The following is a 23318-nucleotide window of genomic DNA, read 5'->3' on the forward strand; positions in this document are numbered from 1 at the left end:
CCCCGTCCAGCCCGCCCTGCTGCCGATACGAGAACAGACGGAGAGCCCACCCATGACGTCAGCACGGTTCCCGACGACCGCCGCACAGTGGACGGCTCGCATCGATGGAGTATCGGGCGAGCGCTGCGATCTGGAAATGCTGCTCAAGGACGAGTGGCGCAACAGGATCGCGGTACGGGACGACGATCCCGGTATCCGCGCGACGGAATCCCGGGAACTGTTAATAGACGGACGGGAATACGCGGCGCTGAAGAACGCACTGGCCGGCCACGACGGTGTGTCGGTCGGTGCGTTCGCGCTCGCCGCGCTCCACAGCGTGATGCGCGCGTACGGACACGGAAACCGGACGGTCGCCGCGTTCGTCGACGCCACCTCGGGGACGGAGCCGCAACACTCCCGCATTCTTCCCGTCATGGTCGACCACGGGACCCAGTCCCGGCTGACCTGTCTGGCGGCGGTGCGGGAACTCGACGAAGCGCTGCGGGCGAAGGAGGCGTACGCCGCCCCGGACGAGCTGCTCGGGCGCGGGCTGTTCGACGCGCTCCTCGTACTCGCGGACCACGAGACACCCCTGGCCGCACTGGCGCCGTCCCCGCTCACCATGGTCGTCAGGGACACCGGCGGATCGCTGAGCTGGTCCATCGCCTACGCGGGCGAGCTCTTCGAGGACCGCACGATCGCCGGTGTGCTCGACGTCGTACGCGAGGTGCTCGGCCAGTTCCTCAGCCGCCCCGCCCTCCTCGTGGCCGACATCGAGCTGGTGTCGCGTGAACAGCGCGAGCGGATACGGGAGTGGAACGCCACCGACGGCGACTTCCCGCGCGACAAGCGGCTGAACCACCTCTTCGAGGACGCCGTCCTGCGGTCGCCGGACCGGGAGGCCGTCGTCTTCGGCGACACCACGCTGACGTACCGCGAGGTCAACGAACGGTCCAACCAGTTCGCGCACTGGCTGCTGGGACCCGGGGCCGGGGTCCGCCCGGAGGAACTGGTCGGGCTCTACCTCGACAAGAGCGACCTCGGTGTCGTCGCCACGCTGGGCATCTGGAAGGCCGGCGCGGCCTACGTCCCGATCGACCCCGGCTACCCGGCGGAGCGCGTCAGGTTCGCCGTAAGCGACACCGGCCTCAGCGGCATCGTCACCAACCAGCGGCACGCGGCACGGCTGCGGGAGATGCTCGGCGCCGACCACGCGGACGTGCGCGTCATCGAGGTGGAGACCGTACTGGCCGAGCAGGCCGGCGCCGGGAGCGCGGTCCTGGCCAACCCGGACCTGCCGCTCGGCAGCGGGGACCTCGCCTATCTGACGTACACCTCCGGCACGACCGGTGTGCCCAAGGGTGTGCCGAAGTACCACGACAGCGTCGTGAACAGCATCACGGACCTCTCCGAGCGCTACGACATGCGGCGGCCCGGCGAGGAGCGGGTGGCGCTCTTCGCCTCGTACGTCTTCGAACCGCATCTGCGCCAGACCCTGATCGCGCTGATCAACTCGCAGACGCTGGTGATCGTGCCCGAGACGGTCAGGCTGGACCCGGACCGTTTCCCGGTGTTCCTGGAGAGCAACGGGATCACCTATCTCAACGCCACCGGATCGGTGATCCAATACTTCGACCTGCGCCGATGTCCGAGTCTGAAGAAGATCCTGCTGGTCGGGGAGGAACTGACGGCGGCCGGGCTCCGCCGGCTGCGCGAGAACTTCTCCGGTCACATCGTCAACGAGTACGCCTTCACCGAGGCGGCCTTCGTCACCGCCGTGAAGCACTTCGCGCCGGGCGTCACCGAGCGCAAGGACCGCAGCATCGGCCGCCCGGTCCGCAACGTCAAGTGGTACGTGCTGAGCCAGAACCTGAAGCAGCTGCCGATCGGCGCGATCGGCGAGCTGTACATCGGCGGGCGCGGGGTGGCGCCCGGATACCTCAACCGGGACGACCTGACCGCCGAGCGCTTCACACCCAACCCGTTCCGTACGGAGCGGGAGGTGGCGGGCGGCGAGAACGCCCGCATCTACCGGACCGGCGACCTGGCACGGCTCCTGCCCTCCGGCGAGGTCGAGTTCATGGGCCGCAGCGACTTCCAGCTGAAGCTGAACGGCGTCCGCGTGGAGCCCGGTGAGATCGAGGCACAGGCGACCGAGTTCCCCGGTGTGCGCAAGTGTGTCGTCGTGGCCCGCGAAGGGGCCGGCGGCCCCAGCGACCGCTATCTGGCCGGCTACTACCTCACCGAACCCTCGGCGCAGGTGACCGAGGACGAGCTGCTGGCCTTCCTCGAACAACGGCTGATCCGGATCATGGTCCCCGCCCGGATGGTCCGCCTCGACAGCATCCCGGTCAACGTCAACGGCAAGGTCGACTGGCGCGCCCTGCCCGAGGTGGACGCCGCCAGGCCCGGCACGGCAGCGGACGGCCCCGGCCGCCGGGCGGAGCCGGCGGACGGTGTCCTGGACGAGCTCCGCGAGATCTGGAGCACCGTACTCGGCGTGCCGGCGGCCCGCATCGGCGACGGCGACGACTTCTTCAGGCTCGGCGGCCAGAGCATCTCCAGCATCCTGCTCATCGCACGCATACGCAGGCAACTGGGCGTGTTCGTCGGGGTGGAGGACGTCTTCACCCTCAGGACGCTGGGTGAACTGGCCCGCCACCTGGACCGGCAGCTGGAGCGGGGACCGGGACCGGAGGCACCGGAGGCCGTCGAGGAACCCCTGAACGAGGGCGAGTCCCTGCGCCTGCGGGCCAACGGCCTCCAGCAGGGCCTGCTCTACCACGCGCTGAAGAGCCGCAACGGCGACGACGCCTACGTCATGCAGTCGGTGCACCGCTACCGGTGCCGCATCCAGCCCGAGCAGATGAGGGAGGCGTGGCAGGACGCGCAGCGCAAGTACCCCGCGCTGCGGCTGCGCTTCGAGTGGGCCGAGGAGCCGCTCCAGATCATCGAGCACGACGACAAGCCGTTCGACTGGCGCTTCGTCGACCTGAGCGGGCTCGCGGACCCCGGTGAGCAGGACGCCCGTATCAAGGAGCTCCAGGAACGGGACAGGACCGAGCCGTACGAACCGGCGGCCGGCAGGCTGTTCCGCGTCTACCTGGTCAAGCAGCGCGAGGACCTGTACTCGCTGATCTTCAGCTGCCACCACCTCATCATGGACGGCTGGAGCCTGCCCGTACTGCACGACGACGTACACCGCACCTACCTCCGGCTGATCCGGGGCGCGGGGGCCGAACCGGCCGTCGACCACGCGTACGTGGCGGCGCAGCGGCACTGGGAAGCGCACCGGGACGACCACGCCGACTACTGGGTCCGGCAGATCGAGCGCATCGACGAGCGCGGTGACTTCGGCGGGCTGCTCAAGGAGGAGATCCGCTACCAGGTCGCGCTGAGCGACTACGACCACATCCGTGAGCACCGGACGAAGAAGCTGTGCCTCGGCGCGGACCTGACCGCCGCGCTCAAGGCGCGGTGCGCGGCGAACTCCGTCACCCTGCACTCGGTGCTCCAGTTCGTCTGGCACAAGGTGCTGTACGCCATCGGCGGCGGGAACACCACGGTGGTCGGCACTATCGTCTCCGGACGCAATCTGCACGTCGACGCCATCGAGGACTCGGTCGGCCTGTTCATCAACACCCTCCCGCTGATCGTCGACCACGACGACCAGGCGCAGCGGACGGTCGGCGCGGCGATCGGCGACATCCAGGCCGCCGTCAACACGATGAACAGCAGGAGCACGGTGGAGCTCGGCCGGCTCCAGACCGGCGGGATGAAGCGCCGGCTCTTCGACACCCTGCTCGTCCTGGAGAACTACCCGCGCCTGCTGGCGGAGGCGGAGGAGCACGACGAGCTCCTGCGCTTCGAGAAGGGCTACGACGCGGACAAGGTCGACTACCCGCTGGCCGTCGTGGCACGCGAGGAGGACGACGAGCTGACGGTCACCCTCTGGTACGCGGGTGAGCTGTTCGAGGACTCCACCATCGACACCCTCCTCGACACCACCGGCACCCTGTTCCAGCAGGTCGCGGACGACATCACGCGGCCCGTCGACAGCCTCGAACTGGTCTCACCGGCGATGGTCGAGCGCTTCGACGAGTGGAACCGCACCGAGACGGCCTTCCCCGCCGAGCAGACCCTCCACGGGGTGTTCGAGCAGATGGCGGCGGCCTGGCCCGACGAGGACGCCCTCGTCTACCGCGACCGCAGGCTCACCTACCGGCAGCTGGACGAGCGGGCCAACCGGCTCGCCCACCACCTGCGGTCGGTCGCCGAACTGAGGCCGAACGACCTGGTCGGCCTGGTGGTCGACAAGAGCGAGCTGATGATCACGGCGATCCTCGCGGTGTGGAAGGCCGGAGCCGCGTACGTGCCGATCGACCCGGCCTACCCCGACGACCGGATCGCGTTCATGCTGGCGGACACCGACGCCCGCGTGGTGGTGACCAACGAGATCCACGGCGAGCGGCTGCGGACCGTCACCGCCGACGCGGGGCTGCGGGTCCTGGACATCGAGCGGCTGCCGCTGGACGAGCAGCCCGCCCACGCACCGGCCACCACGGTGACCAGCACCGACCTGGCGTACGCGATCTACACCTCGGGCACCACCGGCAAGCCGAAGGCCGTGCTCGTCGAGCACCGGGGCGTCGTCAACCTCCAGGTCTCCGTGGCCAGGCTGTTCGGCCTGGCGAAGGAGAAGGGGGAAGAGGCACTGCTCTCGTTCTCCAACTACGTCTTCGACCACTTCGTCGAGCAGATGACCGACGCGCTGCTCAACGGACAGAAGCTCGTCGTCCTGGACGACAGCATGCGCACCGACACCGAGCGCCTGTACGCCTACATCAACGACGAGCAGGTCACCTACCTCTCCGGCACCCCGTCGGTGCTCTCGCTCTACGACTACTCCACCACCACCTCCCTGACCCGCATCGACGCGATCGGTGAGGACTTCACCGAGCCCGTGTTCGACAAGATCCGCGGGACGTTCGGGAAGACGATCATCAACGGCTACGGGCCGACCGAGATCTCCATCACGAGCCACAAACGGCTGTACGAGCCGGGCGAGCGGCGCGCCACCAAGAGCATCGGTCACCCGGTCGCCAACACCGCCTGCTACGTCCTCGACAAGTCGATGCGGCGGGTCCCGGTCGGCGGCATGGGCGAGCTCTACATCGGCGGGATCGGCGTCACCCGCGGCTACCTCAACCGGGACGATCTGACGGCCGACCGGTTCGTGGACAACCCCTTCCAGACACCCGAGGAGAAGGCGCGGGGCCTGAACGCACGCGTCTACAAGACGGGCGACCTCGCCCGGTGGCTGCCCAACGGCGAGCTGGAGTGCCTGGGCCGCACCGACCTCCAGGTCAAGATCCGCGGGCAGCGGGTCGAGCTCGGCGAGGTCGAGGCCGCCCTGTCCTCGTACGAGGGGGTGACCCGGTCCCTGGTGATCGCCCGCGAGCACGGGGCGTCGGCGTCGGCGGCCGCGCAGAAGTACCTCGTCGGCTTCTACGTCTGCGACCGCGAGCTCGACGAGCAGGACGTGAAGCGGTGGATGCGGGCCAAGCTGCCCGATGCCATCGTCCCCGCCCGTCTCCTGCGGATCACCGACATCCCCGTCACCCCCAGCGGGAAGCTCGACACGAAGAGGCTCCCGGAGACCGACTTCGGACCCGGTGACAGCACCGAGTACGTCGCCCCCTCCAACGACATCGAGACCAAGCTCTGCGGCATCTGGTCCACGGTGCTCGGGGTCGCCCCCGACCGCATCGGGGTGCACGAGGACTTCTTCGCACTCGGCGGCGACAGCATCCGTGCCATGGCGCTCGCCCAGGCCATCACCACCAGCTTCGGCCGCGGCCTCGGTGTGGCGACCGTGCTCCAGCACACGACGCTCGGGGCGCAGGCCGCGCACATCCGGGAGATGGCCGCCCAGGCCGGGGAGGAGCCCTTCGAGCCGGCCGCCGGACGTGGCGCGGAAGGGGCGGACGAGCCCCTGGTCTCGCTCGCGCAGGAACGCCTGCTGTTCATCGACGAGTTCGAGGGCGGCACCGCCGCGTACAACATCCCGTTCGTCCTGCGGATCGCGACCGGCGACGGCGTCTCGCGGGACACGGTCGTCCAGGCGCTGCACACCCTGCTGCACCGCCATCCCGCGCTGCGCACCCTGCTCAGGACGGACGGCGACGGTGTCCGGCGCCAGTACACGCTGGCGCCGGAGGAGGCGTCCACCCTGTTCGTGCCGGCGGTGCACACCGCGGCCGGCGCCACGGAGCTCGACGAACGGCTCGTCGCGGCCCAGGCGTACGTGTTCCGCCTCGACGAGGAACTGCCGCTACGCGCCGACCTCTTCGAGCCGGCCACGGACCCCGGCGGCGTGTACCTGAGCCTGGTCCTGCACCACAGCTGCTTCGACGGCTGGTCCTGGAACACCTTCCGCCGGGAGCTGACGGACCTCCTGCGCGGCGTGCCCGCCACGGAACTGGGCACGATCCGCGGCACGTACGCGGACTTCGCCGTGTGGCAGCGCCAGTACCTGAGCGGCCGGCGGCTCTCGGAGCTGACGGCGTTCTGGAAGGACGCGCTGGCCGGCTACGAGACGACCCGGCTGCCGCTGGACCGGCCGCGCCCGCCCCGCTTCGACTACCGGGGCCGGGAGATCGAGTTCGCCCTCGACGAGCCGACCACCCAGGCGCTCAGGGCCCTCGCCCGGTCGGCCCGGGTGAGCCTGTACAGCGTGCTGCTCGGCGCGTGGAGCCTCATGCTCAACACGTACACCGGACAGCACGACTTCGTCGTGGGGACCCCCTCCGCCAACCGGGGCCGCCCCGAGTTCGACCGTACGATCGGCTTCTTCACCAACCTGCTGGCCCTGCGCGTCAGGATCGACCCGGACGCCACGCTCACGGAGTACGTCCACACGGTCGGCGGAGACGTCGTCGCGGCGCAGGTCCACGGTGAGCTGCCGTTCGAGCAGCTGGTCAAGGAGCTCGACCCCGAGAAGGACCCGAGCCGCCACCCCGTCCTCCAGATCAACTTCACCCTCCAGAACGTCACGGACCGCACCGACGGCGTCCAGGCGGCGCGGGAGCACCCGGAGCTGAGCCCGTACACCCCGGACGCCGGCGGCTGGACGGCCACCAAGTTCGACCTCTCGGCCACGCTCACCGAGACCCCGGACGGCCTGGCGGGCAACCTGACCTACGCCGCCTCGCTCTTCGACGACGCGAGCGCCGAGGGCTTCGTCGCCACCTTCCGGCAGATCCTCGCGGAGTTCGCCCGGCTGTCCCCGCTCGGCGACCGCGCCACGCTGGCCGACGTGGTCCGCCTCGCCGAAGAGGACCGGGCGGCCCTGGAGGCCGCCGGTGACAGCACCGCGCCGGTCCGGCCCGCCCGGACGCTCCACGGCGTGTTCGAGGAGATGGCGGCGGCCTGGCCCGACCAGGACGCGGTCGTCTGCGGGGAGACGACCCTGACCTACCGCCGGCTCAACGAACGGGCGAACCGGCTGGCCCACTACCTCCGCTCGGTCGTCGCGCTCCAGCCGAACGACCTGGTCGGCCTGGTGCTCGACAAGAGCGAACTGATGATCACGGCGATCCTGGCGGTGTGGAAGGCCGGGGCGGCGTACGTCCCCATCGACCCGGGCTGTCCCGACGACCGGCTCGCCTTCATGCTCAAGGACACCGGCGCCCGGCTGGTCGTGGCCGAGGCGGCCCACGGCGCACGGCTGCGTGACCTGCCCGCCACGGCGCAGACGCAGGTGGTGGAGATCGACCGGCTGCCCATGGGCTACCGGTCCGCCGAGAACCCCGTCACGGAGGTGACCCCCGAGGACGTGGCGTACGCGATCTACACCTCGGGTACCACCGGGAAGCCCAAGGCCGTCCTCGTCCCGCACCGCGCGGTGGACAGCTTCCGGGAGCGACTGGACGGCCGGTACTTCGAGACGGCCGGCGCCGCACGCCACGGCGTCCTGTTCCTGGCGAACTACGTCTTCGACTTCTCCGTCGAGCAGCTGGCACTCTCCGTCCTGGCCGGCCACAAGCTCATCGTCCCGCCGCCCTCACCCGCCCACGACGAGGGCTTCTACGCGTACGCCAACCGTGCCGGACTGACGTATCTGAGCGGCACGCCGACCCAGATCCAGCAGTTCGACCTCTCGCGCCTGACGGAGCTGCGCTGTGTGCTGGTCGCGGGGGAGGCGTTCCACGAGAGCCACTTCGACAAGATCAGGCGTGAGTACGCCGGGCCGGTCGTCAACGCCTACGGGACCACGGAGACCGCGGTCTACAACACGAACCGGCGCTTCGAGCCCGGCGAGAGCTACCGCAACACCTTCGGCGCACCGCTCGGCAACACCCGGCTCCACGTGCTCGACGAGGCGCGGCGACCGCTGCCGCCCGGGGCGGTGGGCGAGCTGTACGTCGCGGGCGAGTGCGTCACGCACGGGTACCTGAACCGGCCGGAGCTGACGCGCGAGCGCTTCCTGCCGAACCCGTACCGCAGCGCCACCGAGCGCGAGGAGAGCCGGTGTCCGGTCCTCTACCGCACCGGTGACCTCGTCCGGCGCACCCACGACGGCGAGATCCAGTTCGTCGGACGCAACGACGCCCAGGTCAAGATCAACGGCCTGCGCATCGAACTCGGCGAGGTCGAAGCGGTCCTGGCGACCTGTCCGGACGTCCGCGAGTGCGCCGTCGTCGTCACGGCGGACGAACGCACGCCGGGCAGCAAGCGGCTGGTCGGCTACTACGTGGCGGACAGGGACGCGAGCGTCGACGAGGACGGGATCTTCGCCACCCTGCGCTCCCAGCTCATGCCGAGCATGGTCCCGGCCCTGCTGGTGCGGCTGGACCGGCCGCTCCCCATGACCATCAACGGCAAGCTCGACACCAAGGCGCTGCCGCAGGCCGGCCTCTCGGTGCAGCGGGCGGCCTACGCCCCTCCGCGCAGCCGCACGGAAGCCAGGCTGTGCCAGCTGTGGACCGCGCAGCTGCCCGTCGCCTCGGTGGGTATCGACGACGACTTCTTCCGCTCGGGCGGCGACAGCATCAGCGCCCTGCACCTGGCGAGCCAGGTCCAGCGGGAAGCGGGCCGCAAGGTCGGCGTCAAGGACATCTTCGACTTCCCGACCGTACGCCTGCTCGTCGACCACGTACTGTCCGGACCGGAAGCCGCCCGGAGCGCGGACGGAGACGGCGCGGAAGCGCCCGAGCAGGGGCGGCTGAGCGGCGACTGCCCGCTGCTGCCCATCCAGGAGTGGTTCTTCGCGAAGCCGCTGACGGACCGCGCCTGGTGGAACCAGAACTTCGCCGTCACGACCCCGCCGCTCGACGTGGCGAAGCTCCGCCCGGCGCTGGCCCGGCTCCTCGACCACCACGACGCCTTCGCTCTGCGCTACACCGGAACGGGCACGGACGTCACCCAGACGTACGGCGGCCGCACGGAGCCGGTCCTGCACGAACTCGACGTCACCCACCTGAGCGAGGAGGAGATCAGCGCCCGGCTCGCCGAGTGGCAGAGCGGATTCGACCTCGCGGAAGGACCGACCCACTGTGTGGCCTACCTCCACGGCTTCGAGGACGGCACGGCACGGATCTGGTTCGCCCTGCACCACCTGATCGTCGACACCGTCAGCTGGCACATCCTCGCGCAGGACCTGGAGATCCTGTACCACGACGGTGAGTTGGAGGAGAAGACGAGCAGTTACCGCCAGTGGGCCCACGCGCTGCGCGGATACGTCCCCGCCGAGGACGAACGGCGGCTCTGGGCGGAGATCACCCGCGAGATGGCCGCCGCGCCCGCCGGCGAGCTGACCGCGCCCCCGCGTGACGCGGAGACCCGCCGTGAGGAGTTCGCGCTCGACCCCGCGGAGACCCGCACCCTGCTCACCGAGAGCCACTGGGCGTACGACACCACGATGAACGACCTGCTGCTCACGGCGACCGGTCTCGCGCTGCGCGCCGTCACGGGACGAGCGGCCAACCACGTCACCGTCGAGGGCCACGGCCGCGAACGCTTCGAGGGAGCGCCCGACGTCCGGGACACCGTCGGATGGTTCACCACGATGTACCCGCTGGCCGTCGAGGCGGACCCGCGGGACCTGGGCCGCTCCATCCTGAGCACGAAGGACGCCTTCCGGCGGGTACCGCACCACGGGATCGGTTACGGAGCCCTCTTCGGCCGGTACGGCGGCGAGCGCGCCCCCCTGCCCACGGTCAGCTTCAACTACCTGGGCCGGATCTCCGACGAGGAGCCGCGGACACCGGACCGGCGGGCCGGCTGGCAGCTCGACTCGTCGATGTCGGGCAGCCACATCTCCGCACACAACAGGGGAGCGGACCAGTTCGGCGTCGACGTGACGATGCGGTGCACCGGCGGCCGTCTGGTGACGGTGGTCGACAGCCGGCTGAGCGAGGCCACCACCCACCGGTTCGTAAGCGCGCTGAAGTCGGCGCTCCACGAGCTGACCGCCCACACCCAGGCCGTGGCACGCACCGGGACGGGCCGCGCGCGGACGGACCGGCCGGCCGCGCCCGGGGACGCCTTCGACCCGTACATCCTGGTCGGCGAGGAGAACGCGGAGCGCACCCTCTTCGTCTTCCCGCCCGGCGAGGGCGGGGCCGAGAGCTACCTCAGCAACATCGCCCAACGGCTCCCCGGCCACCGGCTCGTGCTGTTCAACAACGTCCATCTCCACACGCCCATGGCCTCGTTCGAGGAGCTGGCCCGCTACTACGAGGAGCACATCCGCACCCTGCGGCCGGCCGGCCCGTACAGCCTGCTCGGCTGGAGCTTCGGGGGAGTCCTCGCACTGGAGGTGGCACTGCGGCTGACGCGCGCCGGCGAGACCATCGACAACCTGCTCCTCATCGACCCGTACTTCAACGTGCGCCAGGCGTCCGCCGCCATCGGCCTCCCCGAGACCGAGGACATCCTCGATCCGATCAACTACCACTACGCGCCGAGCCGGGAGGACCTGGACCGGCTGGCCGCGCGCACCGGCAAGCTGCTGATGTTCAAGGCGGACGAGCTCAACGAGATCGCCCGCGACGACGAACAGCGCCGGCTGTTCGAGTACTACCAGCGGTCGCCGTACAACGGCCTCGACACGCTGCTCCCCGCCCGGTCGATCGAGGTCCATCCGCTGCGCGGGGAGACCCACCACTCGTGGGTACGCAACGACCGGCTGGTCGCCGACATGTGCGCACGCGTCTCGCAGTGCCTTCTCTAGAGTCCACCGAGTCCACGGAGGGTCCCATGCCAGTTCTCATGCCGTCGGCCGAAGTGCCGACCATCGACATCTCGCCGCTGTTCGGTGACGACGCGGACGCCAAGAAGCACGTCGCCCAGCAGATCAACAAGGCGTGCCGGGGGTCGGGTTTCTTCTACGCGTCCCACCACGGAGTGGACGTACAACTGCTCCAGGACGTGGTCAACGAGTTCCACCGGACCATGACCGACCAGGAGAAGCACGACCTGGCGATCAACGCGTACAACAAGGACAACCCGCACGTGCGCAACGGCTACTACAAGGCGGTCAAGGGCAAGAAGGCGGTCGAGTCCTTCTGCTACCTGAACCCGCTCTTCAACGAGGACCACCCGATGATCGCCTCGGGGACCCCGATGCACGAGGTGAACATCTGGCCCGACGAGGACCGCCACCCCCGCTTCCGCCCCTTCGGCGAGAAGTACTTCGCCCAGATGCTCGAACTCTCCACGGTGATCATGCGCGGGCTCGCCCTCGCGCTCGGGAAGCCGGAGAACTTCTTCGACGCCGCACTCGCGGAGGAGGACACCCTGTCCTCCGTATCGATGATCCGCTACCCCTACCTGGAGGACTACCCGCCGGTGAAGACCGGCCCGGACGGCATGAAGCTGAGCTTCGAGGACCATCTGGACGTCTCGATGATCACCGTGCTCTACCAGACCCAGGTGCAGAACCTCCAGGTCGAGACGGTCGACGGCTGGCGGGACCTGCCGACGTCGAAGGACAACTTCCTGGTGAACTGCGGTACGTACATGGGCCACCTCACCCACGACTACTTCCCGGCCCCGAACCACCGCGTGAAGTTCGTCAACGCGGAACGGCTCTCCCTGCCCTTCTTCCTCAACGCGGGCCACGACAGCCTGCTCGAACCCTTCTGGCCGGAGGGCGCGCAGGGCAAGGAGACGAACCAGGCCGTCTCGTACGGGGAGTACCTCCAGCAAGGGCTGCGGTCACTGATCGTCAAGAACGGCCAGACCTGAGGGTGAACCCTCCGGACCTCCCGCGACGGCCCGCCGGTGACCCGGCGGGCCGTCGCGCCGTCATGGCCGCACCGCCCTCCCGCCGTCCGCGACAGGGCCGGACCTGAGGGTGTTTGACCACATCGGTACCCCGGGCGAGGATGGTCCCGATCATGACTCCATCGTGTGCGCCCCGCGTGCGCGGGCCCGGAGGTTTGGACATGCAGCAATCCCGTGCCCTGCGCGCCGCTCTCGCCGCGCTGGCCCTGCTCTCGGTGACGGCCTGCGGGCAGGCGTCCGACCCGGCCGCTCCCCGGCCCGCGTCCAGCGCGACGAGCGAACCGACGCGCCCCAGCGAGGCCGCCAGACCCCTGCCCGCCGCCGAGGCCCGGGCACTGAAACGTCGCTTCGACGCACTTGAGCGCAGGTTCGAAGCCCGGCTCGGCGTCTACGCCGTCGACACCGGCACCGGACGCGAGGTGGCCCACAACGACGGCGAGCGGTTCGCCTACGCATCCACGTTCAAGGCCCTGGCCGCCGGCGCGGTCCTGCGCAAGTACTCCCTGAGCGGCATGGACCGGGTCGTCAGGTACTCCGGGAACGACCTGGTGCCCCGCTCCCAGGTCACCGAGAAGCACGTCGGCACCGGCATGACCCTCGGCGCGCTGTGCGACGCGGCCATACGGTACGGCGACAACACCGCGGCCAACCTCCTCTTCGACCAGCTGGGCGGCCCCGGGGGCTGGACGCGGCCCTGGAGGAGATCGGCGACGACGTCACCCGGATGGACCGCCGCGAGACCCAGCTCAACCAGTGGTCCCCGGGAGCCACCCAGGACACGAGCACCCCGCGCGCCCTCGCCGACGACCTGCGCGCCTTCGCCGTCGGCGACACCCTGGGCAAGCCGGAACGCGCCCAGCTCGCGAAATGGCTCCGCGGCAGCACGACGGGCGGCGCCCTCATCAAGGCCGGAATGCCGAAGACCTGGGTGGTCGGCAACCGCGCGGGAGCGGGCAGCACCTACGGCGTCCGCAACGACATCGCGGTGGTCTGGCGGCCGGACGCCGCACCGATCGTCGTGGCGATCATGTCGAACAGCAGGAAGCCGGACACGGGCTACGACGACAGACTGATCGCCCAGGCGGCCTCCCTGGTCGCGGACACCCTGTCCTGAACGGACGGGTCGGACAGCGGCCTCCGCCGTACGCCCGGGCGCCTGCCCTCGGTCCGCGAGGCGCACCCGGATACCCACGGGACGGTCCCGGCCACCGCACAGCCTGCGCCATCCTCCTCTGGTCGGAGGGGCTGGCGGGACTGGTCACCGCCAAGTAGGCCGTGTGTGCTTCGGTATGCACAAGAAAGGCCCTGACCAGCGTTTCCGCTGGTCAGGGCCTAAATGTCCGGTGCCCCCGGCAGGATTCGAACCTGCGCACCCGGCTCCGGAGGCCGATGCTCTATCCCCTGAGCTACGGGGGCGTGTCGCTGTGTTGTGCGGCGACGAGTGAAACCCTACCAGCTTCCGCGGGCTGTCCGTGAACAGGTATTCACGGCTCGCCGGATGCCGTACGTGTGGCTGACGCGCGTGTCCCCGCGGCTTCTGCCCCGCAGTCGGAAGTGGGCAAAACCCGGACGCGGCCCTTCCGGCGGACCTACTCTCGGAGAGTGTCTGGCGCGTCCGGCCGGGTGCTTGTTGTCGACGACAGCAAGGTCATCCGGCAGTTGATCAGGGTCAATCTCGAGCTGGAGGGCTTCGAGGTCGTGACCGCGGCCGATGGTGCCGAGTGTCTGGATCTGGTGCACAGGGTCTGTCCGGATGTGATCACGCTCGACGTGGTGATGCCCCGGCTCGACGGAGTGCAGACCGCGGCCCGGCTGCGGGCCGACGCGCGGACGAGCCATCTGCCTGTCGCGATCGTCAGTGCCTGCACGCCGTACGAGGTCGACGCGGGCGTGGCCGCGGGGGTGGACGCCTTTCTGGCCAAGCCGTTCGAGCCCAGCGCGCTGGTGCGGATGGTCCGGCGGCTGATGCACCCGCAGGACCCGCCGTCGGTCGACGGCAGACACGGTGCCGGGCGGGCGGGCAGCCCGGCGGGCTGACCGCATGGCGAAACCGGTTCGCGGAGTGCCCCCCTCCTCCCATACGCTTGTCCCGTGACCCCGGCAGAGCTCTCCCGAACCGTGCTGCACGCCGTGCGGCGCGCGGTCGACGAGGACGCCTTGCGCGCGCCCGTGCCCGCGCGCGTGCGGATGGAGAGGACCAGGCCCGGCGGCAGCGGCGACTACGCCTGCGCCGTCGCCCTCCAGCTGGCCGGTCCCGCCGCGCTGCCGCCCCGGGAGGTGGCGCGGATTCTGCGGGACCGGGTCGCCGGTACGCCCGGGATCGGGCGGGTCGAGATCACCGGGCCCGGCTTCCTGAGCTTCACGCTCGACGCCCGCGCCGACGCCGCCGCCCGCCTCGCCCTCGTCGGTGAGGTACGGGAGAAGGGGCTGCGGTACGGACACGTGACCGCCGAGGCGGGACGGGTCCACCGGCTGCACCACGGGTGCGAGGTCCGGGCGGCGGTGACCGCCGAGGCCGTGTCGCGCCTGCTGCGCACCCAGGGCGGCCAGGTGCTCGTCGGCTGCGCCGGCACCCCCGACCCCGGGTGGGAGCACCTGGGGGTCCGGCCCGGCCCGTACGACGGGGCCGCCGGGAGCGTCGAGCTCCGCCCCGTACCCGCCGGAAGGACGGCCGGCGAACTGGTCGCCGCGCTCGGACCGGACGCCGCCCGCTGGGGACTGCTCCGGCCCGCCGGTCATGACCGTGCCCCGCTCGGCGAGGACCTCCTCGTACAGCGGGAGCCCAATCCGTACTTCCTCGTCCGTTACGCGCACGCCCGCGCCCGCGCGCTCACCCGGGGCTCCGCCCGGCTCGGGTTCTCCGGCGCGTACGAGGAGGACGTCGAGGCGCCCGCGCTCCACGCCGCTCTCGCCGACCACCCCGCCGTTCTCGCGTCGGCCGCCCGCCACCACGCGCCCGACCGGATCGCCCGGCACCTCGAAGCGGTGGCGCACGCCTTCTTCGACTTCCACGACCTCCGCTCCCCGCTCCCCGTCGGCGACGAGAAACCCTCGGCCGCCCACCGTTCCCGGCTGGCCCTTGCCGAAGCCGCCGGGACGGTGCTGGCAGGCGGCCTGCATCTGCTCGGCATCAGCGCGCCCCGACACCTCTGAGACCCGAGAGAGCAGAACACCACGATGAGCCGATCCGCCCACCCCGCCGGACCCCGTCACGCCGATGTCCTCCACGAAGGGCACTACGCGGCGCCGCCCGCCGACCTGAACGCCCTGGACGAGAAGGTCTGGTCCCGTACCGTCACCCGCGACGCGGACGGCGCGCTCACCGTGGGCGGGATCGGGGTGGCCCGGCTGGCCGAGGAGTTCGGCACCCCGGCCTACTTCCTCGACGAGAGCGACTTCCGTGCCAGGTGCCGTGCCTGGTCCGACGCCTTCGGAGGCGACGCCGACGTGTTCTACGCGGGCAAGGCGTTCCTCTCACGCGCCGTCGTGCGCTGGCTCCAGGAGGAAGGGCTGAACCTCGACGTCTGCTCCGGCGGCGAACTGACCACCGCGCTCGACGCCGGCATGCCCGCCGAGCGCATCGCCTTCCACGGCAACAACAAGAGCCTGGCCGAGATCGAGCGGGCGGTCGGCCTCGGCGTCGGACGGATCGTGCTCGACTCCTTCCAGGAGATCGTCCGGGTCGCCGGGGCCGCCCAGCGCCTCGGCAGGCGCCAGCGCGTCCAGATCCGGGTGACCGTCGGCGTCGAGGCGCACACCCACGAGTTCATCGCCACCGCCCACGAGGACCAGAAGTTCGGCATCGCGCTGGCCGGGGGACAGGCCGCGGAGGCCGTCCGCAGGACCCTCACCCTCGACAGCCTCGAACTCATCGGCATCCACTCGCACATCGGCTCGCAGATCTTCGACATGGCGGGGTTCGAGGTCTCCGCGCGCCGTGTGGTGCAGCTCCTCGCCGAGGTCCGCGACGAGCACGGCGTGGAACTCCCCGAGATCGACCTCGGCGGCGGGCTCGGCATCGCCTACACCTCCGACGACGACCCCCGCGAGCCGCACGAGATCGCCAAGGCGCTCAGCGACATCGTCACCCGCGAGTGCGAGGCGTCCGGGCTCGCCACCCCGCGGATCTCCGTGGAGCCGGGCCGCGCCATCGTCGGGCCCACCGCCTTCACGCTGTACGAGGTCGGCACCATCAAGCCCCTCGAAGGGCTCCGTACCTACGTGAGCGTCGACGGCGGCATGTCGGACAACATCCGCACCGCGCTCTACGACGCCGAGTACAGCGTCGCGCTCGTCTCCCGCACATCCGACGCCGAGCCGATGCTCGTGCGTGTCGTCGGCAAGCACTGCGAGAGCGGCGACATCGTGGTCAAGGACGCGTTCCTCCCGGCCGACCTGGCCCCCGGCGACCTGATCGCCGTACCCGCCACCGGCGCGTACTGCCGCTCCATGGCGAGCAACTACAACCACTCCCTGCGCCCGCCGGTCGTCGCCGTGCGGGACGGAGAGGCGCGCGTGATCGTCCGGCGGGAGACAGAGGAAGATCTTCTGTCCCTCGATGTCGGCTGATGAAATAGTTATCTCAGGATCCGGACGGGTGGCAGAAACTCCCGTCCGGTGAGTGAGACTGGTCCACACATGAGCACGGATGAGAGACGAGGTCGGATGATGCGTACGCGTCCGCTGAAGGTGGCGCTGCTGGGCTGCGGAGTGGTCGGCTCAGAGGTGGCGCGCATCATGACGACGCACGCCGACGACCTCGCCGCGCGCATCGGCGCACCGGTGGAACTCGCCGGTGTCGCCGTCCGCCGGCCCTCCAAGGTGCGGGAGGGCATCGACCCCGCACTGATCACCACCGACGCGACCGCCCTGGTCAAACGGGGTGACATCGACGTGGTCATCGAGGTCATCGGAGGCATCGAGCCCGCCAGGACGCTGATCACGACCGCCTTCGAGCACGGCGCGAGCGTGGTGTCGGCCAACAAGGCGCTGCTCGCCGAGGACGGCGCCGCGCTCCACGCCGCCGCGGAGAGCCAGGGCAGGGATCTCTACTACGAGGCGGCCGTCGCGGGCGCCATCCCGCTCGTACGCCCGCTGCGCGAGTCCCTCGCGGGCGACAAGGTCAACCGCGTCCTGGGCATCGTCAACGGCACGACCAACTTCATCCTCGACAGGATGGACACGAGCGGGGCCGGTTACTCCGAGGCGCTCGACGAGGCCACCGCCCTCGGGTACGCCGAGGCCGACCCGACCGCCGACGTCGAGGGCTTCGACGCCGCGGCGAAGGCCGCGATCCTCGCCGGGATCGCCTTCCACACCCGGGTCAGGATCGGTGAGGTGCACCGCGAGGGCATCACCGAGGTGACCGCGGCGGACATCGCCTCCGCCCGCCGGATGGGCTGCACCGTCAAGCTCCTCGCCATCTGCGAGCGCGCCGCCGACGGCAACTCCGTCACCGCCCGCGTGCATCCCGCGATGATCCCGCTCAGCCATCCGCTGGCCTCCGTGCGCGAGGCGTACAACGCGGTGTTCATCGAGGCGGACGCGGCCGGCCAGCTGATGTTCTACGGGCCCGGCGCCGGTGGCCCGCCGACCGCGTCCGCGGTCCTCGGTGACCTCGTCGCGGTCTGCCGCAACAAGCTCAGCGAGACCACCGGCCCCGGTGAGTCCGCGTACACGCGCCTGCCGGTCAGCCCCATGGGCGAGGTCGTCACGCGCTACCACATCAGTCTCGACGTGGCCGACAAGCCTGGCGTACTCGCCCAGGTCGCGACGGTCTTCGCCGAACAGGGCGTATCCATCGATACGGTCCGCCAGCAGAGTCGGCCGGACAGTCAGGAAACCGGCGGCGAGGCTTCCCTCGTCGTCGTCACCCACCGCGCGCCCGACGCCGCCCTCTCGGCGACCGTCGAGGCGCTGCGCAAGCTGGACACCGTGCGCGGTGTCGCCAGCATCATGCGTGTTGAAGGGGAGTAAGGACCCATGACCACCAAGGGCACCCACCAGTGGCGCGGCATCATCGAGGAGTACCGGGACCGCCTTCCGGTCACGAGCACGACGCCGGTCGTCACGCTCCGTGAGGGCGGCACGCCGCTCGTACCCGCCCAGGTCCTCTCGGAGCGCACGGGCTGCGAGGTGCACCTCAAGGTGGAGGGCGCCAACCCCACCGGGTCGTTCAAGGACCGGGCATGACCATGGCGATCACCCGCGCCAAGGAGGAGGGTGCGAAGGCGGTCATCTGCGCCTCCACCGGCAACACCTCCGCCTCCGCCGCCGCCTACGCGGTGCGGGCCGGCATGGTCTGCGCAGTCCTTGTGCCGCGGGGCAAGATCGCGCTCGGCAAGATGGGTCAGGCGCTGGTGCACGGTGCCAAGATCCTCCAGGTCGACGGCAACTTCGACGACTGCCTCACCCTGGCCCGCTCGCTCTCGGACAACTACCCGGTGGCGCTGGTCAACTCGGTCAACCCGGTCCGTATCGAGGGGCAGAAGACCGCGGCGTTCGAGATCGTCGACGCGCTGGGCGACGCCCCGGACATCCACGTCCTGCCCGTGGGCAACGCGGGCAACATCACCGCGTACTGGAAGGGTTACACCGAGTACGCGGCGGACGGCACGGCCGCCCGCACCCCGCGCATGTGGGGCTTCCAGGCGTCCGGTTCCGCGCCCATCGTGCGCGGCGAGGTCGTCAAGGACCCCTCGACCATCGCCACGGCGATCCGGATCGGCAACCCGGCCTCCTGGCAGTACGCGCTGGCCGCGCGAGACGAGTCGGGCGGCTTCATCGACGAGGTGACGGACCGTCAGATTCTGTCCGCCTACCGCTTGCTGGCCTCCCAGGAAGGCGTGTTCGTCGAGCCGGCGTCGGCCGCGTCGGTCGCCGGTCTGCTCAAGGCCGCCGGAGAGGGCAAGGTCGACCCCGGCCAGACGATCGTCTGCACGGTCACGGGCAACGGCCTCAAGGATCCCGACTGGGCCGTCGCGGGCGCCCCGCAGCCGGTCACGGTCCCGGTCGACGCGGTCGCCGCCGCGGAGAAGCTGGGTCTCGTCTAGGAGCCCGGGACCTGCCGTCCGCAGCCGCCCGGAGCCCGCGAGGGCAAACGGGGGCGCAGCGGCAGGAACCGGCTCAACCGTCCCTTCCGGGGCGGGAAGCGCATAGGAGACGTGCGACACGCATCGTGCGCCTCCTGTGCGCCCTATGTCGCGGCAGAACCTTCCTTCGATAAGCTGTACCCACACGCTCCGTCGTCATCGACGCGACGCGGTTGCCGTCGTGGCCGTCGGGTCCGCCACCGGACACCCGCCTCACCCGCGCCACGACCCCCACAGACGCCCGCCCCGTACGCCGATCAACCACGCACCACGATCCCCGCCGCCCTACAAGGAGAGTCGTCCAGCCGATGGCCGGTCCCGCGTTCCGAGCTGCCGCCGTCCGCGTGCGCACCCCCGCGACCAGCGCCAATCTGGGTCCGGGTTTCGACGCCCTCGGCCTGTCACTGGGGCTGTACGACGACGTCGTGGTCCGGGTCGCCGACTCGGGGCTGCACATCGACATCGCGGGCGAGGGCGCCGACACGCTGCCCCGCGACGAGCGCCACCTCCTCGTCCGGTCTCTGCGCACCGCCTTCGACCTGCTCGGCGGGCAGCCCCGCGGCCTGGAGATCGTCTGCGCCAACCGCATCCCGCACGGCCGGGGCCTCGGCTCGTCCTCCGCGGCCATCTGCGCAGGCATCGTCGCCGCCCGCGCCGTGACGACGGGCGGCGACGCCCGCCTCGACGACGCCGCCCTGCTGGAGCTGGCGACCGAGATCGAGGGCCACCCGGACAACGTCGCCGCCTGTCTGCTCGGCGGCTTCACCCTCGCGTGGATGGACGGCGGAGCCGCCAGGGCCATCAGGATGGACCCTGCGGATTCCGTCGTTCCGGTGGTTTTCGTACCCGGGAGGCCCGTCCTCACCGAGACCGCCCGCGGTCTGCTGCCGCGCACCGTCCCGCATGTGGACGCCGCGGCGAACGCCGGTCGTGCCGGCCTCCTCGTCGAGGCCCTGACCAGGCGTCCTGAGCTCCTGCTCGCCGCCACCGAGGACCGGATCCACCAGGAGTACCGGGCCCCCGCGATGCCGGAGAGCGTGGAACTGGTCAACCGGCTGCGGGGTGACGGCGTCCCCGCCGTCATCTCCGGCGCGGGCCCCACGGTCCTCGCGCTGACGGACGAGGGCTCGGCCGACAAGGTCGCCCGGCTGGCGGGCGAGGGATGGGCCGCGAACCGGCTCGCACTCGACGCCGGGGGCGCGAGCGTGCTGCCGCTCGCCCCGTAGTCACATGTGATTACCGGTGAGTGAGAGGGGGAATGTTTGTTGGAGCCGGTAGTGTTAACCTCAAGTCTGCAATCGACGTCTTTGTGGCGCGTTGCTTCGTGTCCCCGTCCGGGACCACCATTCTTCCGGGAGCCTCCCCAACTGCCTGAGCAGCCTGCCTGAGCAGTTTCGAGCACGCTCCGGAACCGGCACGACACCCCCTCGCTACGTCCAGGAGTGGGCCGAGCAGGGGGATCTCGCGCCGGACCCCGCACATCTCATCTCTCCGCCGTACCCGGCGGACCACCGCCCCGGCACGGTCCGCGATCGAGAAGATCACAGACCGCAGTCGGACAGCACAACCGGTCGCCGAGCCAGAAGGCCGACGTCCGCTCCAGGGAAGGACCCTTCGTGAGCGACACCACCGATCTGATGGGCGTGACTGCCGACAAGAGCGTCGACAGCGCCGCGCCCGCCGAAGGTGCTGCCACTGGCACCACCGCACGGCGCCGCCGCTCCGGCACCGGCCTCGACGGCATGGTCCTGGCCGAGCTGCAGCAGGTCGCGTCCGGCCTCGGCATCAGGGGCACCGCGCGGATGCGTAAGAGCCAGCTGATCGAGGTCATCAAGGAGGCGCAGGCCGGGGGCTCCTCCGCACCCAAGACTGCCTCCAAGGCCGCCGTAGCCGCCACCGCCGGTACGGACGCCGAGACCAAGCCGAAGCGGCGCGCCACCTCCAAGGCGCGCACCGGGGACGAGGCCGCCGCCTCGCCCGAGAGCCAGACCGCGGCCCAGCAGCAGATCGACATCCCCGGTCAGCCGGCCAATGACGACCAGCCCACGGGCGAGCGTCGTCGGCGTCGTGCGACCGCGCAGGCGGGCAGCCCCGACACCAAGACCGAGGTCAAGGCGGAGGCGCAGGCCGAGCCGAAGACCGAGTCGCGTGGCGAGGACCGCGGCGAGGCGAAGGGCGAGGCCAGGGCCGAGTCCGGCGCCGAGAACGCCGAGGGCCGCCGCGGCGACCGTCAGGACCGCGGCCAGCGCGGTGAGCGTGGCGACCGCGGTGAGCGTCGCGAGCGCCAGCGCGACCGCCGCGGCAAGGGCGACGACCAGGGCCAGCAGGGCGGCGGCGGCCAGCGTCCGCAGCGCCAGGCCCAGGGTCAGGGCCAGTCGCAGGGGCAGTCCCAGAGCCAGGGCCAGGCCCAGGGCGGCCAGGGCCAGCAGGGTGGCGGCCCCCAGGACGACGGTTTCGACGACGAGGGCGGACGCAGAGGACGCCGCGGACGGTATCGCGACCGCCGTGGCCGCCGCGGCCGTGAGGACACCTTCGCGCCCGACGTGCAGGTGGCCGACGACGACGTCCTGATCCCCGTCGCGGGCATCCTGGACATCCTCGACAACTACGCGTTCATCCGGACCTCCGGCTACCTGCCCGGTCCGAACGACGTGTACGTCTCGCTCGCCCAGGTCCGCAAGAGCGGCCTGCGCAAGGGCGACCACGTGACGGGCGCGGTGCGTCAGCCCAAGGACGGCGAGCGCCGCGAGAAGTTCAACGCGCTGGTCCGCCTCGATTCGGTCAACGGCATGGAGAGCGGCCGCGGCCGCCCGGAGTTCCAGAAGCTGACCCCGCTCTACCCGCAGGACCGGCTCCGCCTGGAGACCGACTCCAACATCCTGACGACGCGGATCATCGACATGGTCGCGCCCATCGGGAAGGGCCAGCGCGGCCTGATCGTGGCCCCGCCGAAGACCGGTAAGACCATGATCCTCCAGGCCATCGCCAACGCGATCACGGTCAACAGCCCCGAGTGCCACCTGATGGTCGTCCTGGTCGACGAGCGTCCGGAAGAGGTCACCGACATGCAGCGGTCGGTGAAGGGCGAGGTCATCTCCTCGACCTTCGACCGCCCCGCGGAGGACCACACCACGGTCGCCGAGCTGGCCATCGAGCGCGCGAAGCGTCTCGTCGAGCTGGGTCACGACGTGGTCGTCCTGCTCGACTCGATCACCCGTCTGGGCCGTGCGTACAACCTCGCGGCGCCGGCGTCCGGCCGCATCCTGTCCGGTGGTGTCGACTCGACCGCGCTGTACCCGCCGAAGCGCTTCTTCGGTGCCGCGCGCAACATCGAGGACGGCGGTTCGCTGACCATCCTGGCCACCGCGCTCGTCGAGACCGGCTCGCGCATGGACGAGGTGATCTTCGAGGAGTTCAAGGGCACCGGCAACATGGAGCTCAAGCTCGACCGGAAGCTCTCGGACAAGCGCATCTTCCCGGCGGTGGACGTCGACGCGTCCAGCACCCGTAAGGAAGAAATCCTCCTGGGCACCGACGAGTTGGCGGTCGTCTGGAAGCTGCGCCGGGTGCTGCACGCACTCGACCAGCAGCAGGCGATCGAGCTGCTGCTCGACCGTATGAAGAAGACCCAGTCCAACGCCGAGTTCCTTCTGCAGATCCAGAAGACGACTCCCGGCAGCGGCAACGGGAACGACTGACCGGAAAGCCGAACCGGGACAGTCCACCTGGTCCTGAGATCCGCCCCGTCACCTCGGTGACGGGGCGGATTCATTTCGCGTTCCCCCACCGTCCTCCCCTAGTTGATATTGGCGTACGATCTGCGTCAGTTGAGGTGGGGGGCCATCCCGGCAGCACCGCAGAGGGCGTGAGCCCTGCTTCGTGCTGCCCTGCTGCGTGCAGTCGTTCTGCCGAGCCCCCGCCGTTCCACGATCCGGCGGGCTTTCGTGTGCCGCCGGT

The 23318-nt window shown here is 70.6% G+C and carries 8 protein-coding genes, 1 tRNA gene and 2 pseudogenes; 10 read left to right on the forward strand and 1 reads right to left on the reverse strand.

The genetic code is table 11. From position 1 onward, the window contains the following. Nucleotides 1–52 precede the first annotated feature (52 nt). The 3 genes and pseudogenes from Sfulv_RS20095 (at nt 53) to bla (ending at nt 13384) form a co-directional block, all read left to right on the forward strand. On the forward strand, nt 53–11215 hold the full coding sequence (locus Sfulv_RS20095) for a non-ribosomal peptide synthetase (RefSeq protein ID WP_246353176.1): 11163 nt from the start codon (nt 53–55) through the stop codon (nt 11213–11215). Between the two features lie 26 nt (nt 11216–11241). Then, complete coding sequence (locus Sfulv_RS20100) at nt 11242–12231, forward strand: 2OG-Fe(II) oxygenase family protein (protein WP_173315980.1); 990 nt, start codon at nt 11242–11244, stop codon at nt 12229–12231. A gap of 200 nt (nt 12232–12431) precedes the next feature. Continuing rightward, nucleotides 12432–13384, forward strand: a pseudogene (gene bla, locus Sfulv_RS20105) (class A beta-lactamase). Nucleotides 13385–13614: 230 nt separating this feature from the next. Here bla and Sfulv_RS20110 read toward each other — a convergent pair. Then, nucleotides 13615–13686, reverse strand: a tRNA-Arg gene (locus Sfulv_RS20110). Between the two features lie 186 nt (nt 13687–13872). Here Sfulv_RS20110 and Sfulv_RS20115 point away from each other — a divergent pair. The 7 genes and pseudogenes from Sfulv_RS20115 (at nt 13873) to rho (ending at nt 23059) form a co-directional block, all read left to right on the forward strand. After that, nucleotides 13873–14307 (forward strand): response regulator, encoded by a 435-nt coding sequence (locus Sfulv_RS20115; protein WP_256669025.1) that lies wholly within the window; start codon nt 13873–13875, stop codon nt 14305–14307. A gap of 54 nt (nt 14308–14361) precedes the next feature. Further along, nucleotides 14362–15423: an ArgS-related anticodon-binding protein NrtL gene (nrtL, locus tag Sfulv_RS20120; protein WP_173315981.1), complete on the forward strand. Its 1062-nt coding sequence runs from the start codon at nt 14362–14364 to the stop codon at nt 15421–15423. 24 nt (nt 15424–15447) lie between these two features. Next, the gene (gene lysA, locus Sfulv_RS20125) at nt 15448–16839 is read left to right on the forward strand and encodes a diaminopimelate decarboxylase (RefSeq protein WP_173315982.1); all 1392 of its coding nucleotides are present in this window, start codon (nt 15448–15450) and stop codon (nt 16837–16839) included. A 96-nt stretch (nt 16840–16935) separates the two neighbouring features. After that, nucleotides 16936–18246 (forward strand): homoserine dehydrogenase, encoded by a 1311-nt coding sequence (locus Sfulv_RS20130; protein ID WP_173315983.1) that lies wholly within the window; start codon nt 16936–16938, stop codon nt 18244–18246. 6 nt (nt 18247–18252) lie between these two features. Continuing rightward, nucleotides 18253–19322, forward strand: a pseudogene (gene thrC / locus Sfulv_RS20135) (threonine synthase). A 347-nt stretch (nt 19323–19669) separates the two neighbouring features. After that, on the forward strand, nt 19670–20587 hold the full coding sequence (gene thrB, locus Sfulv_RS20140; RefSeq protein ID WP_173315984.1) for a homoserine kinase: 918 nt from the start codon (nt 19670–19672) through the stop codon (nt 20585–20587). A 390-nt stretch (nt 20588–20977) separates the two neighbouring features. Further along, nucleotides 20978–23059 carry a transcription termination factor Rho gene (rho, locus tag Sfulv_RS20145; RefSeq protein WP_173315985.1) on the forward strand — a complete coding sequence of 694 codons (2082 nt, stop codon included), beginning with the start codon at nt 20978–20980 and terminating at the stop codon, nt 23057–23059. Nucleotides 23060–23318 lie beyond the last annotated feature (259 nt).

Origin of the sequence: Streptomyces fulvorobeus (assembly GCF_013167895.1) — a bacterium.
In the GTDB taxonomy this organism is placed as follows: Bacteria; Actinomycetota; Actinomycetes; order Streptomycetales; family Streptomycetaceae; genus Streptomyces; species Streptomyces fulvorobeus.

What these genes read in the sequence shown, in the direction of transcription:
- Sfulv_RS20130 (WP_173315983.1), top strand. Translation starts at nt 16,936, where the DNA reads ATGATGCGTACGCGTCCGCTGAAGGTGGCGCTGCTGGGCTGCGGAGTG.
- thrB (WP_173315984.1), top strand. Translation starts at nt 19,670, where the DNA reads ATGGCCGGTCCCGCGTTCCGAGCTGCCGCCGTCCGCGTGCGCACCCCC.
- lysA (WP_173315982.1), top strand. Translation starts at nt 15,448, where the DNA reads ATGAGCCGATCCGCCCACCCCGCCGGACCCCGTCACGCCGATGTCCTC.
- Sfulv_RS20095 (WP_246353176.1), top strand. Translation starts at nt 53, where the DNA reads ATGACGTCAGCACGGTTCCCGACGACCGCCGCACAGTGGACGGCTCGC.
- Sfulv_RS20100 (WP_173315980.1), top strand. Translation starts at nt 11,242, where the DNA reads ATGCCAGTTCTCATGCCGTCGGCCGAAGTGCCGACCATCGACATCTCG.